General features: G+C 70.3%; 13 protein-coding genes. 6 read left to right on the forward strand and 7 right to left on the reverse strand.

Annotated features, from left to right (window positions below):
• Positions 1 to 6: 6 nt before the first annotated feature.
• The 4 genes from ABTX78_RS23180 to ABTX78_RS23195 all read right to left on the reverse strand — a co-directional run bounded on the left by ABTX78_RS23180 (position 7) and on the right by ABTX78_RS23195 (position 3,738).
• Positions 7 to 324, reverse strand: a complete 318-nt coding sequence (locus ABTX78_RS23180; protein WP_352208694.1) for a bifunctional 3-phenylpropionate/cinnamic acid dioxygenase ferredoxin subunit — start codon at positions 322 to 324, stop codon at positions 7 to 9.
• The gene (gene sufD, locus ABTX78_RS23185) at positions 324 to 1,505 is read right to left on the reverse strand and encodes a Fe-S cluster assembly protein SufD (RefSeq protein WP_352208695.1); all 1,182 of its coding nucleotides are present in this window, start codon (positions 1,503 to 1,505) and stop codon (positions 324 to 326) included. The genes ABTX78_RS23180 and sufD overlap by 1 nt, the downstream gene beginning before the upstream one ends.
• A 68-nt stretch (positions 1,506 to 1,573) precedes the next feature.
• Positions 1,574 to 2,995: a Fe-S cluster assembly protein SufB gene (gene sufB / locus ABTX78_RS23190; protein WP_327684869.1), complete on the reverse strand. Its 1,422-nt coding sequence runs from the start codon at positions 2,993 to 2,995 to the stop codon at positions 1,574 to 1,576.
• On the reverse strand, positions 2,992 to 3,738 hold the full coding sequence (locus ABTX78_RS23195) for a helix-turn-helix transcriptional regulator (RefSeq protein ID WP_352208696.1): 747 nt from the start codon (positions 3,736 to 3,738) through the stop codon (positions 2,992 to 2,994). Before ABTX78_RS23195 ends, sufB begins: the two co-directional genes overlap by 4 nt.
• Before the next feature lie 312 nt (positions 3,739 to 4,050).
• Here ABTX78_RS23195 and ABTX78_RS23200 point away from each other — a divergent pair, with 312 nt between their 5' ends.
• From ABTX78_RS23200 to ABTX78_RS23215, 4 genes are all read left to right on the forward strand, one after another.
• Positions 4,051 to 4,974, forward strand: coding sequence for an ABC transporter ATP-binding protein (locus ABTX78_RS23200; RefSeq protein WP_352208697.1), 924 nt, complete (start codon positions 4,051 to 4,053; stop codon positions 4,972 to 4,974).
• Positions 4,974 to 5,741, forward strand: coding sequence for an ABC transporter permease (locus ABTX78_RS23205; protein WP_352208699.1), 768 nt, complete (start codon positions 4,974 to 4,976; stop codon positions 5,739 to 5,741). The genes ABTX78_RS23200 and ABTX78_RS23205 overlap by 1 nt, the downstream gene beginning before the upstream one ends.
• A 113-nt stretch (positions 5,742 to 5,854) precedes the next feature.
• Positions 5,855 to 7,063 (forward strand): hypothetical protein, encoded by a 1,209-nt coding sequence (locus ABTX78_RS23210; protein WP_352208700.1) that lies wholly within the window; start codon positions 5,855 to 5,857, stop codon positions 7,061 to 7,063.
• A 165-nt stretch (positions 7,064 to 7,228) separates the two neighbouring features.
• The gene (locus ABTX78_RS23215; protein WP_352208701.1) at positions 7,229 to 8,197 is read left to right on the forward strand and encodes a COX15/CtaA family protein; all 969 of its coding nucleotides are present in this window, start codon (positions 7,229 to 7,231) and stop codon (positions 8,195 to 8,197) included.
• A gap of 40 nt (positions 8,198 to 8,237) precedes the next feature.
• On the opposite strand, the gene ABTX78_RS23220 is transcribed toward ABTX78_RS23215, so the two are convergent.
• From ABTX78_RS23220 to ABTX78_RS23230, 3 genes are all read right to left on the reverse strand, one after another.
• On the reverse strand, positions 8,238 to 9,326 hold the full coding sequence (locus tag ABTX78_RS23220; RefSeq protein ID WP_352208702.1) for an amidohydrolase family protein: 1,089 nt from the start codon (positions 9,324 to 9,326) through the stop codon (positions 8,238 to 8,240).
• Between the two features lie 65 nt (positions 9,327 to 9,391).
• Positions 9,392 to 9,724, reverse strand: coding sequence for a hypothetical protein (locus ABTX78_RS23225; protein ID WP_352208703.1), 333 nt, complete (start codon positions 9,722 to 9,724; stop codon positions 9,392 to 9,394).
• 107 nt (positions 9,725 to 9,831) lie between these two features.
• On the reverse strand, positions 9,832 to 10,806 hold the full coding sequence (locus ABTX78_RS23230; RefSeq protein WP_502993938.1) for a heme o synthase: 975 nt from the start codon (positions 10,804 to 10,806) through the stop codon (positions 9,832 to 9,834).
• A gap of 342 nt (positions 10,807 to 11,148) precedes the next feature.
• On the opposite strand from ABTX78_RS23230, the gene tkt reads away from it, so the two are divergent.
• On the forward strand, positions 11,149 to 13,236 hold the full coding sequence (gene tkt / locus ABTX78_RS23235) for a transketolase (RefSeq protein WP_352208705.1): 2,088 nt from the start codon (positions 11,149 to 11,151) through the stop codon (positions 13,234 to 13,236).
• A gap of 34 nt (positions 13,237 to 13,270) precedes the next feature.
• Positions 13,271 to 14,389: a transaldolase gene (gene tal, locus ABTX78_RS23240; protein ID WP_352208706.1), complete on the forward strand. Its 1,119-nt coding sequence runs from the start codon at positions 13,271 to 13,273 to the stop codon at positions 14,387 to 14,389.
• The last annotated feature ends 4 nt before the right edge of the window (positions 14,390 to 14,393 follow it).

The following is a 14,393-nucleotide window of genomic DNA, read 5'->3' on the forward strand; positions in this document are numbered from 1 at the left end:
GGTGACTCAGGACTCCTGGGTGACGGAGACGAGCACATCGTCCCCTTCGATCTTGACGGGGTATACGGGGACGGGGCGCGTCGCGGGCAGTCCGGACGGCTTGCCGGTGCGGAGGTCGAAGCTCGAGCCGTGCAGCCAGCACTCGATCTGGCAGTCCTCCACCTCGCCCTCGGAGAGGGAGACGTTCGCGTGCGAGCAGATGTCGTTGATCGCGAACACCTCACCCTCGGTCCGGACGAGCGAGACGGGCGTGCCGTCGAGTTCCACCCTCTTGGGGGTGTCCTCCTCCAGCTCGCTCAGCGCGCAGGCCTTGACGAAGGACATCAGACCGATGCCTCCAACTCCGCGTCGATCTTGGCGAGCAGCCGTTCCTCGACGTCCGGGAGACCGATCTGCTGGACCAGCTCGGCGAAGAAGCCGCGGACCACGAGTCGGCGGGCCTCTTCGGCGGGGATGCCGCGGGCCTGGAGGTAGAAGAGCTGCTCGTCGTCGAAACGGCCGGTGGCGGAGGCGTGGCCGGCGCCGACGATCTCGCCGGTCTCGATCTCCAGGTTCGGCACCGAGTCGACCCGCGCGCCGTCCGTGAGGACGAGGTTGCGGTTCATCTCGTAGGTGTCGGTGCCCTCGGCCGCGGCCTGGATGAGCACGTCACCGATCCACACCGCGTGCGCGTCGTCGCCCTGCAGCGCGCCCTTGTAGACGGCGTTGGACTTGCAGTGCGGCATGTTGTGGTCGACCAGGAGACGGTGCTCCTGGTGCTGGCCCTTGTCGGTGAAGTACAGACCGAAGAGCGCGGCCTCGCCACCGGTGCCCGCGTAGGAGACCCGCGGGTGCAGGCGCACGACGTCGCCACCGAAGGTCACCACGACGGACTTGAACGAGGCGTCACGTCCGACCAGCGCGTTGTGCTGGGCGATGTGGACGGCCTTGTCGTCCCAGTCCTGGACGGAGACGACGGTGAGCTTGGCGCCGTCGCCCACCACGAAGTCGACGTTGGCCGCGAGGACCGCGTCACCGCTGTGGTCGATGACCACGACGGCCTCGGCGAAGGCGCCGAGCTCGATGAGCTGGTGGCCGAAGGTCGTGCCGCCCTCGCCGTGCACCCCGATCCGGATCGGCTCGGCGAGCACCGTGTCCTTGTGGACCGTGACGACCGAGGCCTTCTCGAAGGCGGAGTACGCCTGGGCGGCGACCCGGTCCACCGGGGTGCCCGCCCGGCCGAGCCGGGCGTCGTCACGGCCGACGGTCTCGACGGTGACGCCCTCGGGCGCGTCGATCTCCACGGTGACGGCGCCGCCCGTCGCGACGGCGGTGCCGTCGTGCAGACCGCCCAGCCGCTCCAGTGGAGTGAAGCGCCACTCCTCCTCACGACCGTGCGGGACCGGGAAGTCCGCCACGTCGAACGAGGGGGGCGCACTCATACGAGTGGCGACGGTGGACTCGGCGGCCACCGCGATCGAACCGGCGGTGGTGGATCCCACCGGAATGTTCTGAGCCTCAGCCATGGCTGTCGGGGTGCTCTCTCTCTGCCTCTGCGTAAGAAATCAGTCGCTGCGGGAAGGGGCGGCCGGGACTAACCGACCGAGCCCTCCATCTGCAGCTCGATCAGCCGGTTGAGCTCCAGGGCGTACTCCATGGGGAGTTCCTTGGCGATCGGCTCGACGAAGCCGCGCACGATCATCGCCATCGCCTCGAACTCCGTCATGCCACGGCTCATCAGGTAGAAGAGCTGGTCCTCGGAGACCTTGGAGACGGTCGCCTCGTGACCCATGGACACGTCGTCCTCGCGGACGTCCACGTAGGGGTAGGTGTCCGAGCGGGAGATCGTGTCGACCAGCAGCGCGTCACAGAGCACGTTGGACTTCGCGCCCGGCGCGCCCTCGCCGATCTCGATCAGACCGCGGTAGGAGGTGCGGCCGCCGCCTCGCGCCACCGACTTGGAGACGATGTTGGAGGAGGTGTTCGGAGCCATGTGGACCATCTTGGCGCCCGCGTCCTGGTGCTGGCCCTCGCCCGCGAAGGCGATGGACAGGGTCTCGCCCTTGGCGTGCTCGCCCATCAGGTAGACCGCCGGGTACTTCATGGTCACCTTGGAGCCGATGTTGCCGTCGACCCACTCCATGGTCGCGCCCTCGTAGGCCACGGCCCGCTTGGTGACCAGGTTGTAGACGTTGTTCGACCAGTTCTGGATCGTCGTGTAGCGGCAGCGGCCGCCCTTCTTGACGATGATCTCGACCACGGCGCTGTGCAGCGAGTCCGAGGAGTAGATCGGCGCGGTGCAGCCCTCGACGTAGTGGACGTAGGCGTCCTCGTCGACGATGATCAGCGTCCGCTCGAACTGGCCCATGTTCTCCGTGTTGATACGGAAGTAGGCCTGGAGCGGGATGTCGACCTGGACACCCTTGGGCACGTAGATGAACGAGCCACCCGACCAGACGGCGGAGTTCAGCGACGCGAACTTGTTGTCGCCGACCGGGATGACCGTGCCGAAGTACTCCTGGAAGAGCTCCGGGTGCTCCTTCAGCGCGGTGTCCGTGTCGAGGAAGATGACGCCCTGCTCCTCCAGGTCCTCACGGATCTGGTGGTAGACGACCTCGGACTCGTACTGGGCCGCGACACCGGCGACGAGGCGCTGCTTCTCCGCCTCCGGGATGCCGAGCTTGTCGTACGTGTTCTTGATGTCCTCGGGCAGCTCTTCCCAGGACGCCGCCTGCTTCTCCGTGGAGCGGACGAAGTACTTGATGTTGTCGAAGTCGATGCCCGACAGGTCGGAGCCCCAGCTCGGCATCGGCTTCTTGTCGAACAGACGCAGACCCTTGAGCCGCAGCTTCAGCATCCACTCCGGCTCGTTCTTCTTCTCCGAGATGTCGCGGACGACCGCCTCGGAGAGGCCGCGCTTGGCCGCGGCACCTGCCGCGTCGGAGTCGGCCCAGCCGAATTCGTACGTACCCAGGCCCTCGAGTTCGGGGTGGGCAGTCTCCGTGGGGAGAGTCATGCGGGGTTCCTCCCGGCCGTGCTTGCAGATGCTGATGATGGTGTGGTCTTGGGAATGAACGTCGTGCACACCCCGTCGCCGTGGGCGATGGTGGCCAGACGCTGCACATGGGTGCCGAGGAGGCGGGAGAAGAACTCCGTCTCCGCCTCGCACAGCTGCGGGTACCGCTCGGCGGCGTGAGCGACCGGGCAGTGATGCTGGCAGAGCTGCTCCCCCGCCTGGGCATTGGGGGCGCTGCGCGCCGCAGCAGCGTACCCGTCGGCGCTCAGGGCCTTGGCCAGCGCTTCCGTGCGCCGGTCGGGGTCGACCGCCTCGAGGGCCTTGCGGTAGGTCTCCGCCTGGGCCTCGATACGGTCCCGGGCGAAGGCGGCCACGGCCGCCTCTCCCGCCGCTCCGCCGCCCGCAGACCGCTCGATCCAGCGGAGAGCGTCGACGGCCAGTGCGTCGTACGACTGGTCGAAGGCGTCCCGGCCGCAGTCGGTCAGGGCGAACACCTTGGCGGGCCTGCCGCGCGTGCGCGCGCCGTAGATGCGCTGTTCCCGGGGCTCGACGACATTGTCGGCGACGAGCGTGTCGAGGTGGCGGCGTACGGCCGCCTGGGTGAGTCCGAGACGTGTGGCGAGGTCGGCCACGGTGGACGGCCCGTGGTCCAGCACGGACCGCGCGACCCGGTTGCGCGTCGAGTGGTCCGAGCGCACACCGGTCGTGAGTTCCTCCTGCGGAGCCTCGCCGACGTTTTTCACAACACCATTGTTGCGTAATTCCTCCGGAGGTGACAACCGCCGTCCGGCTGCCGGACCGGTGCGCTGCATCACTAAGGGTCACCTAACGAAAACACCCGGCCGCAAGCGTCCGCACCTCCCTGAGCTGGTCTTTCTCCGGAATCCGGCACGCCGGAGACGCGATGGTCGACCTTGATCGTATTCAGTGAAAGATACGCCGGAATTGGTCAGGAAACGCGGACGGAGGGGCCGGGTCCGGCGTTGTCCGCCCCGATCCGGTACGTCTTCGGACCCGCCCCTCTTGTCGCCGCACGGCCCGCCTAGACTTCCGGCATGCGAAGCGAGTCCGTCGTCCAGATCCGGGGCCTGGTCAAGCGGTACGGATCCAAGACGGCCGTGGACGGCCTCGATCTCGAGGTCCCCCAGGGCTTGGTGACCGCTGTCCTCGGCCCCAACGGCGCCGGCAAGACCACCACCGTCGAGACGTGCGAGGGCTACCGCCGCCCCGACGGCGGCACCGTCCGGGTGCTCGGACTCGACCCGATCGCCGACGCCGCGGACCTGCGCCCCCGCATCGGCGTGATGCTCCAGTCCGGCGGGGTCTACTCCGGCGCACGCGCCGAGGAGATGCTGCGCCACATGGCGAAGCTGCACGCCCACCCGCTCGACGTGGACGCCCTGATCGAGCGGCTCGGCCTCGGCAGCTGTGGCCGTACGTCCTACCGGCGCCTCTCGGGCGGACAGCAGCAGCGGCTCGCGCTGGCGATGGCCGTCGTCGGCCGTCCCGAACTGCTCTTCCTCGACGAGCCGACCGCGGGCCTCGACCCGCAGGCCCGGCGCTCCACCTGGGACCTGGTGCGCGAGCTGCGCGCCGACGGCGTCTCCACCGTGCTGACCACCCACTTCATGGACGAGGCCGAGGCACTCGCCGACGATGTCGCCATCGTCGACGCGGGCCGGATCATCGCCCAGGGCAGTCCCGAGCAGCTGTGCCGGGGCGGGGCCGAGAACACCCTGCGCTTCACCGGCCGGCCCGGACTCGACGTCGGCTCGCTGCTGAAGGCGCTTCCCGACGGCACCGAGGCGGTCGAGCTGACGCCGGGCGCGTACCGGATAACCGGCCACGTCGACCCGCAGCTGCTGGCGACCGTCACGTCCTGGTGCGCCCAGCACGGGGTGATGCCGGACGGCATCTCGGTCGAGCGCCACACCCTCGAAGACGTCTTCCTGGAGCTGACCGGCAAGGAGCTGCGCTGATGAGCGCCGGTACATACGCACCGCGGCCGGGTGCCGCGCCGCTGGCCCGGATGATCGGGGCGCAGGCCGCGTTCGAGACGAAGATGCTGCTGCGCAACGGTGAGCAGCTGCTGCTCACCGTCGTCATCCCCTCGCTCGTGCTGGTGCTGTTCTCGACCGTCGGCATCATCGACACCGGCACGGGTGAGCCCGTCGACTTCCTCGCCCCCGGTGTGCTCGCCCTCGCCGTGATGTCCACCGCCTTCACCGGCCAGGCCATCGCCACCGGCTTCGAGCGGCGCTACGGGGTGCTCAAGCGGCTCGGCGCCTCGCCGCTGCCCCGCTGGGCCCTGCTGACCGCCAAGACGCTCTCCGTCCTCGCCACCGAGGTGCTCCAGGTCGCCCTGCTGACGGTGATCGCCTTCGCGCTCGGCTGGTCCCCGCACGGCGACCCCCTCTCCGTCCTGCTGCTGCTCGTCGTCGGCACCGTCGCGTTCTCGGGCCTCGGACTGCTGATGGCCGGGACCCTGCGGGCCGAGGCGACCCTCGCCGCCGCGAATCTGGTCTTCCTGCTGCTGCTGGTGGGCGGCGGGGTGATCGTGCCACTGGACCGGTTCCCCGACGGCGTCGCGGCGGTGCTCGCCCTGCTGCCGATCTCGGCGCTCTCGGACGGGCTGCGCGACGTGCTCCAGCACGGCGCGTCGCTGCCGTGGGGCGATCTGGGCATCCTCGCCGGCTGGTCGGTCCTCGGACTCGCCGCGGCGGCCCGCTGGTTCCGCTGGGAGTGACGCGCCCGGGAGGGACGCGCCGCTTTCCTCGGTGCCGGGAGTGACCCGCGTCTTCCGTAGGTACTGACCCACGCGCCAGTATGGCTGCGAAGATCAGCGCGTGGGAGGCCTCGATGGAACGGACCGCCGCACTCCGACTCGACGCGGAGTGGACGAAGGTCAGATCCGGCAGAGCCGGGGTGTCGCCGGACGAGCGTGAGCGGATGCTGATCGAGCTGATCGCCGCCCTCACCCCGCACGCCGAACACGATCTCCCGCTCACCGCCCGGCTGAGTCTGCGCTACGGAGATCTCGCCCGGCACCACTTCGACACCGGCCGCCGTGCGGACGCGCTGATCGCCGTGCACGAGGCCGTACGGACGTGTGCGGAGCCTGCCGTGCACGACCCGGAGCACGCCCGCTGGTACGCCAGGGCACTGATCAGCCAGGCCGTCTATCTCGCCGAACCCCTCAGCGACGAACTGGGGCTGCCGCGCTACGCCTTCCAGCCGGTCGGCGACCGGCCTCCGGTGGAGGCCCGCGCGGACGGCATCGCCGCTCTCGCGGCCGTCCACCGCGCCATCACGGTCTGGGAGGGCCTCGATCCGTCGGACCCGCAGAACCGCGAGGGCCTGGCCCAGGCCCATGCCTTTCTCGGCGACCGGCTGGAGGAGCTCGGCGATCCGGTGGAGGCGGCGGCCTGGGCGGTGCGGGCGGAGCGCGGGTACCACGAGCTGTGGTCGGGGGCCCAGGCGCGGGAGAGTCTGCAGGCCGCGACCCTGGAGCATGTGAGCGACCAGTTGGAACGGCGGCTGCGGCGCTGCCCGTTCAAGGGTGGCCTGACGCAGTTGCGGTCCGAGGACCTGCTGCCCGACCGGCTGCTCCCGCTGGCGGTCGTGGCCGCCCGTATCGAGGGCGCCGAACCGGACACCATCGCCGAGGGGCTGGACCTGGACCCCGCGGAGGTACGCCGGATACTGCGGGCCCGGTCCTGGCGAGCGGTGTGGCGGTTCGACATCCGGGCCGCGGCGGGTGGGCCGTGGGTCCCGATGGAGTACCCGTGGCGGGGTATGGACGCGGTGACCGACCGCAGCGCGGCGGCCGTGGGCCAGGAGCTGACCGACGCGTTCCTGCACTCCCCCGCGTGTCCGGGTCCGTCGGCATCGTGGCGGATCGCCGTCTGGTGGGAGGAGGAGGACCACCTCGACGGGTCACGGTTCCGCCGGACGTACAGGCCGGAGGTGGAACGGGAGCCGGCACCGGGGGCACGGGCGAGCAGCGCACCGGGCCCGGAGGCGGCCCGGCCCGAGACGGGTGGCCCACCCACGGCGGACGCGCCCTGACACCCGAGGGCGCGCGGCCTACACGCACGTGACCGTCGGACCCGCCGCCGGCGCCCGGACGCCCGCCGGACACAGCGGCGGCCATCCGCACGTTCACGCCCATTTCCGGCCGTTCCGGCACGCGAAGCCGACCCTCGTGAATGCATGCACAAGGCCCCGCCTACCATGGTGCCCGTGCAAACCCCCCTCGCCCTCATCGCCCGACGCTGGACGCCCACCCCCAGGACTCTCCGGCGCGCCGCGCTCTCCGCCGTCGTCATGAGCGTGGTCATCATCGTCACGGGTGGCGCGGTCCGCCTCACCGGCTCCGGTCTCGGCTGCGACACCTGGCCCAAGTGCACGGACGACAGCCTCTTCGCCACACCCGAGCAGGGCCTCCACGGCGCGATCGAGTTCGGCAACCGGATGCTGACCTACGTCCTGTCGGCCGCGGTCGGCTGGGCGATCATCGCGGCGCGCTCCACCAAGCCGCGGCGACGCGGGCTGACGCGTCTGGCCTGGGCGCAGTTCTGGATCGTGGCGAGCAACGCGGTGCTGGGCGGCATCACGGTGTGGGCGGGCCTCAACCCGTGGACCGTGGCGGGGCACTTCCTGGCCGCCAACGCGCTGCTCACCGTCGCGGTGATCACCTGGCACCGGACCGGCGAGGGCGACACCGCACCGCGTCCGCGGGTCCCGCGCCCGGTCCGCAGGCTGTCGTGGGCCGTCGTCTCCACCTCCGCGCTGCTGATCGCGCTGGGCACCTCGGTGACCGGTTCCGGCAAGCACGCCGGTGACAGCAGCGACGTCCCGCGCATGCCGTGGGACTGGGTGGACGCGGCACACGTCCACGCGATCGCGGCCTGGGTGGTCTGCGCGCTGGCACTCGCCATGTGGCTGGTGCTGCGGGTCGTGGACGCCCCCGACGACACCCGGGCCCGCGCCCGCGACCTGCTGCTGGTGCTCCTGGCACAGGGCGTCATCGGCTACGTCCAGTACTTCACCCACGTCCCCGAGGCCCTGGTCGCCGCCCACATGCTCGGGTCCGCGCTGATGTGGATCGCGGTGCTGCGCCTCGCGCTGAGCCTGCGGGAGCGTCCGCAGCCGACGGCGGAGATCCCGGCCCAGAGCGACGTGGCACTGTCCCGCGCCTGAGCACGCCTCACCGCCTGCTTCCGCGGCCGGCGCGCGCTGATCACACCGCGTCCAGCAGCCCGTAGACGCGGCGGGCGTTGGCCGAGGAGATCATCGTCGCCACCCGCTGGGCGTCGGTGCGGGACCACGCACCGTCGCCCACCCAGTCGCCCAGAACGCGCGCCAGCGACTCCCGGAAGATCCTGGCGCCCACCACGTGCAGCTCGGGCAGCCCGCGCGCGCCACTGGAGAACAGCAGCTTGCCGAACGGCGCGAGCTCCAGGATCTCCGCCAGCACGGCCGGCGCCCGGGCGCCCGTGTGCACGAGCGCCGGCCCGAGGTCCGCGTACACATGCGGGAAGACACTCGCCAGATGGGCCGCGTGCCGGTGGTACGGATAGCCGTGCAGCAGCACGAGGTCGGTTCCCAGCCCGGCGGTCGCGGCGGCGAAACTCGCCAGCAGCATCGGGTCCTCCACGCCCACATGGAGCTGGAGCGGCAGCCCGGAGGCGACGGCGATCCACAGCACATGCCGCACGAGAACGGGGTCGGTGAGCGTGCCGCCCACCTGGCGCGCGGCCAGCCAGCGCCCGACCGCCCCGCGCACCTCGCCGGGGCCCGGAGGCTCCGGCGCGAGGGCGAGCCCGTGGCACACGGCGGCGACGGAGGTGAAGGCCACGGCGGACGCGGCGGCCCCGTGGACGGCTTCGGCGAGGTTGGCGAGGAAAGCCTCGACGGTGCCCGAGGTGTCGGCGACCTGTTCGGCGAGGAGTTCGAGCCGTACGATCTCGCGGGCCTCGGCCGCGCCCGCGGCGGCGATCTCGGGCGGTCCGGTGAGATCGCCCGGCAGCCCGGTGTCCACCAGATAGGTGGAGATCCCGCTGCCTCTCAGCAGCCGTCTGCCCGCCTCCAGCACCCCGAGCTCACGGCGCCGGGCGAGATAACGGGCAGGCGGGCAGTGCGGTTCGAGCCCCAGCAGGGGCGGGCACCAGCGCCGGACGGCGAACCCCGTCTGGGTGTCGAAGAAGGTCGTGCCCGGCGCGGGCGGTCCCGCGGTACGGCCCAGATGCGCCTCGAAGGTGCCGAGACCGAGCTCGGTGCGGAGCACCCCGTGACAGTACTGGTCCACGAGGGTCGGGGTGTCGATCATCCGGGCTCCCAGTCGTGGACCGTGTTTCCACAGTCCTAACGGGTGACACCCCGGCGAGGTGTTGCTCAGCCGTTGGAAGGGCCGCCGACCTGGATGCCCGCCATACGGCTCCACTCGTACGGCCCGGTGCGGACCTTGGCGGCCAGGTCGCCGTCGAAGGAGTCGTGGAGGGTGATGCCGGCCTTCTCGGCGGCCGCGACCGCGACCGCGTGGTTCGGCGCCACGAGGTCGCCCCACTCGCCGTCCTCACCGATGAGCACGATCCGGGTGCCTGCCTGGCCGAGGTACTCGAGGGTCCCGTCGGCACCGCCGTGCGCCTTGGCGAAGGCGCCGATCTGCTTGGCCATCCGGGCCGCCTTGCGCTCCACCTGGCCGTCTGCCTGCTGCGTGTCTGCCATGGGGCGATGCTACTCGCGGGTAGTCCGCCCCGGCCACGGCGGGTGCACGTGGCATGGGCCACGGCCGGGGGTGCCTCAGGTCCGGCAGGCCGCGGAGGCGAAGCGGGCTAGCGCAGGAAGGGGTCCACCGCGACCGCCACGAACAGCAGCGAGACATAGGTGATGGACCAGTGGAAGAGCCGCATCTCCTTGAGCTTGCCGCCCATCACCTCGGCCTTGGCCCGTGCCTGGAGCGCGTGCGCCTCCCACAGCCACCAGCCGCCGGCCGCCAGCGCCACCACGGTGTAGAACCAGCCGGTGTAGCCGAGCGGGGTGAGCAGCAGGGAGACCGCGACCATCACCCAGCTGTAGAGGACGATCTGGCGGGCCACCACCTTGTTGGAGGCGACGACCGGCAGCATCGGCACACCGACTCGCGCGTAGTCCTCCTTCACCTTCATCGACAGCGGCCAGTAGTGCGGCGGCGTCCAGAAGAAGATGACGAGGAAGAGGATGAGCGCGGCCCAGGACACCGAGTTGGTGACGGCGGACCAGCCGATCAGGACCGGCATGCAGCCGGCGATGCCGCCCCACACGATGTTCTGCGCGGTGCGCCGCTTCAGGATCATCGTGTAGACGACGACGTAGAAGAGAAGCGCGCCGAGCGAGAGCGCCGCTGACAGCCAGTTGACAAGCAGTCCGAACCAGAGGGTGGAGACCACGGTGAGGACGAGGCCGAAGACCAGTCCCTCGCGCGGCGACACCATGCCGGTCACCAGGGGCCGCTGCGACGTACGGTCCATCAGTGCGTCGATGTCGCGGTCGATGTACATGTTGAGCGCGTTCGCGCCACCCGCGGAGAGATAGCCGCCGACACAGGTGGTGAGCACCAGCCACAGGTCGGGCACGTCCTGAGCAGCCAGGAACATCACCGGCACCGTCGTGATCAGCAGCAGTTCGATGATCCGCGGCTTGGTCAACGCCACGAAGGCCTTGATCCGGGCCCCGAACGGCCGGTGACCGCGGTTTCTGCGGAACTCCCCCGCGGCCTCGACGGCATGGGCGGTGCCACCACCCGCTGGACGGGATTCGACGGCCGTCACGCACACCCCTGACAGAGACTCCTTGCAAGCCCGGGCAAGGAGAAAGGGCCCGGTAAAGACTTGCGCGTACCACGCCACTCTAGACGTTGCCCATACGTCGTCCCGCACGGGGGTGGCGTCGTGTTGAGCGGCGGACCCGGCCCGTGCGTACAGGTCGTCGAAAGCTCGTCGAGCGCGCCGCCGGGAGGCGAAGTCGTCCCGAGGGCCGCACCCTGGCTGTGTCCGGTTTTTTGAAAGGCATGCACTCGAAAAGGTGCGCGTTGTTCCGGGGGTAGGCTCGACAACGCCCGGTGCTTCCGTCGTCACCGGGATACGACATGTGGAGAGGAGCCCTGACTCAGGGTGAGCACCAAGCCGACCACCACAGACCTCGAGTGGACCGATCTGGACCAGCGGGCCGTCGATACCGTCCGCGTCCTGGCCATGGATTCCGTACAGAAGGTCGGCAACGGCCACCCCGGTACGGCCATGAGCCTCGCGCCCGCCGCGTACGTCCTGTTCCAGAAGCTGATGCGGCACGACCCGGCCGACCCGGACTGGACCGGCCGTGACCGGTTCGTCCTGTCCGCCGGTCACTCGTCGCTGACCCTCTACATCCAGCTCTACCTGGCCGGTTACGGCCTGGAGCTCGACGACCTCAAGGCCTTCAGGACCTGGGGTTCGAGGACCCCCGGACACCCGGAGTACGGACACACCCCCGGCGTCGAGACGACCACCGGCCCGCTCGGCCAGGGTGTCGCCAACGCGGTGGGCATGGCCATGGCCTCCCGCTACGAGCGCGGTCTGTTCGACCCGGACGCCGCACCCGGCACCTCCCCGTTCGACCACACCATCTGGGCCATCGCCGGTGACGGCTGCCTCCAGGAGGGCATCTCCTCGGAGGCGTCCTCGCTGGCCGGGCACCAGAAGCTGGGCAACCTGGTGCTGCTGTGGGACGACAACCACATCTCCATCGAGGGCGACACGGAGACGGCCGTCTCCGAGGACACGCTCAAGCGCTACGAGGCGTACGGCTGGCACGTCCAGCGCGTCGAGCAGCTGCCGAGCGGCGACCTCGACCCGGCGGGCCTCTACCGGGCCCTCCAGGCCGCCAAGGCCGAGACCGAGCGTCCCTCCTTCATCGCGGCGCGCTCGATCATCGCCTGGCCGGCCCCGCACGCGCAGAACACCGAGGCCGCGCACGGCTCGGCGCTCGGCGACGACGAGGTCGCGGCCACCAAGCGTGTCCTCGGCTTCGACCCGGAGAAGAGCTTCGAGGTCTCCGACGAGGTCATCGCCCACACCCGTGGGGCGCTCGACCGCGGCCGTGAGGCCCGCGGCGAGTGGGAGAAGACCTTCGCCGCGTGGCGCACCGCCAATCCGGAGCGTGCCGCGGAGTTCGACCGGATCCGCTCGACCGAGCTGCCCGCCGGCTGGGAGGAGAAGCTCCCCGACTTCGAGACCGGCAAGGGTGTCGCCACCCGCGCCGCCTCCGGCAAGATCCTTCAGGCGCTGGGCGCGGTCATCCCCGAGCTGTGGGGTGGCTCCGCGGACCTGGCGGGCTCGAACAACACGACGATCGACAAGACGTCGTCGTTCCTGCCCGCGGGCAACCCGCTGCCGGGCGCCGAGCCGTACGGCCGCACGATCCACTTCGGTATCCGTGAGCACGCGATGGCCGCCGTCATGAACGGCATCACACTGCACGGCAACACCCGTGTGTACGGCGGCACCTTCCTGGTGTTCTCCGACTACATGCGCAACGCGGTGCGGCTGTCGGCCCTGATGCACCTGCCGGTCACCTACGTGTGGACGCACGACTCGATCGGTCTCGGCGAGGACGGCCCGACGCACCAGCCGGTCGAGCACCTGGCCTCGCTGCGCGCCATCCCCGGTCTGAACATCGTCCGTCCGGCGGACGCCAACGAGACCGCGATCGCGTGGCGCGAGATCATGCGCCGCTGGACCAAGGAGTTCGGCAAAGGCGCCCCGCACGGTCTGGCACTGACCCGGCAGGGTGTGCCGACCTACGAGCGCAACGAGGATGCCGCGCGCGGCGGTTACGTCCTGTTCGACGCCGAGGGCGGCGAGCCCCAGGTCGTCCTGATCGGCACCGGTTCCGAGGTGCAGCTGGCCGTCGAGGCGCGCGAGCAGCTCCAGGCCGCGGGCATCCCGACCCGGGTGGTCTCGATGCCGTCGGTCGAGTGGTTCGACGAGCAGGACCAGGCGTACCGGGACTCGGTGCTGCCGCCCGCCGTACGGGCACGGGTGGCGGTCGAGGCCGGTATCGGACTCACCTGGCACCGTTTCGTGGGGGACGCCGGCCGCATCGTTTCGCTGGAGCACTTCGGCGCTTCGGCGGACGGCAAGGTTCTCTTCCGCGAGTTCGGCTTCACTGCCGACAATGTCGCCAGGGCCGCGCGGGAATCTCTCGAAGCCGCCGCACGCTGACGCCGGTACACGACAAGTAGGAGATGCAACTCTCATGACAGACGCACTCAAGCGCCTCTCCGACGAAGGCGTCGCGATCTGGCTCGACGACCTGTCACGCAAGCGGATCACGTCCGGCAATCTCGCCGAACTGATCGACCAGCAGCATGTGGTGGGCGTCACCACCAACCCGTCGATCTTCCAGAAGGCGATCTCGCAGGGCGACGGCTACGACCAGCAGCTCGCCGACCTCGCGGCCCGCAAGGTGACCGTCGAGGAAGCCCTGCGCATGATCACGACGGCGGACGTCCGTGACGCGGCCGACATCCTGCGCCCGGTCTACGACGCGACGCAGGGCCAGGACGGCCGGGTCTCCATCGAGGTCGACCCGCGCCTGGCGCACAGCACCAGGGCCACCGTCGCCGAGGCCAAGCAGCTCGCCTGGCTGGTGGACCGGCCCAACACGCTCATCAAGATCCCGGCCACCAAGGCGGGCCTGCCGGCGATCACCGAGACCATCGGCCGCGGCATCAGCGTCAACGTGACGCTGATCTTCTCGCTGGAGCGCTACCGCGAGGTCATGGACGCGTACATCTCCGGCCTTGAGCAGGCCAAGGAGCGCGGACTCGACCTGTCGAAGATCCATTCGGTGGCGTCGTTCTTCGTGTCCCGGGTGGACGCCGAGATCGACAAGCGTCTGGACGCGCTGGGCACCCCGGAGGCCAAGGCGGCGCGCGGCAAGGCCGCTCTGGCCAACGCCCGGCTCGCCTACGAGGCGTTCGAGGAGGTCTTCTCCTCCGACCGCTGGGCCGCGCTCGACAAGGCGCAGGCCAACAAGCAGCGTCCGCTGTGGGCCTCGACCGGCGTCAAGGACAAGGCGTACAAGGACACGCTGTACGTCGATGAGCTGGTCGCGCCGGGCACGGTGAACACCATGCCGGAGGCGACCCTGGAGGCCGTGGCGGACCACGGTCAGATCACCGGTGACACGGTGCGCGGCACCTACGACGAAGCGCGCGCCGACATCGAGGCTGTCGAAAAGCTCGGCATCAAGTACGACGACGTCGTGCAGCTGCTCGAGGACGAGGGCGTCGAGAAGTTCGAGGCGTCCTGGAACGACCTGCTCAAGTCGACCGAGGCCGAACTCAAGCGCCTCGCCCCTTCGGAGGGCTGACCAC

It is taken from the genome of Streptomyces sp. NPDC096193, from assembly GCF_040302905.1.
Lineage (GTDB): Bacteria > Actinomycetota > Actinomycetes > Streptomycetales > Streptomycetaceae > Streptomyces.

Excerpts from the sequence above, each read along its gene's own strand:
- ABTX78_RS23225 (WP_352208703.1), bottom strand. The coding sequence starts at position 9,724 with ATGGCAGACACGCAGCAGGCAGACGGCCAGGTGGAGCGCAAGGCGGCC.
- sufD (WP_352208695.1), bottom strand. The coding sequence starts at position 1,505 with ATGGCTGAGGCTCAGAACATTCCGGTGGGATCCACCACCGCCGGTTCG.
- ABTX78_RS23220 (WP_352208702.1), bottom strand. The coding sequence starts at position 9,326 with ATGATCGACACCCCGACCCTCGTGGACCAGTACTGTCACGGGGTGCTC.
- ABTX78_RS23205 (WP_352208699.1), top strand. The coding sequence starts at position 4,974 with ATGAGCGCCGGTACATACGCACCGCGGCCGGGTGCCGCGCCGCTGGCC.
- ABTX78_RS23200 (WP_352208697.1), top strand. The coding sequence starts at position 4,051 with ATGCGAAGCGAGTCCGTCGTCCAGATCCGGGGCCTGGTCAAGCGGTAC.
- ABTX78_RS23210 (WP_352208700.1), top strand. The coding sequence starts at position 5,855 with ATGGAACGGACCGCCGCACTCCGACTCGACGCGGAGTGGACGAAGGTC.
- ABTX78_RS23180 (WP_352208694.1), bottom strand. The coding sequence starts at position 324 with ATGTCCTTCGTCAAGGCCTGCGCGCTGAGCGAGCTGGAGGAGGACACC.
- ABTX78_RS23215 (WP_352208701.1), top strand. The coding sequence starts at position 7,229 with ATGGTGCCCGTGCAAACCCCCCTCGCCCTCATCGCCCGACGCTGGACG.
- tal (WP_352208706.1), top strand. The coding sequence starts at position 13,271 with ATGACAGACGCACTCAAGCGCCTCTCCGACGAAGGCGTCGCGATCTGG.
- sufB (WP_327684869.1), bottom strand. The coding sequence starts at position 2,995 with ATGACTCTCCCCACGGAGACTGCCCACCCCGAACTCGAGGGCCTGGGT.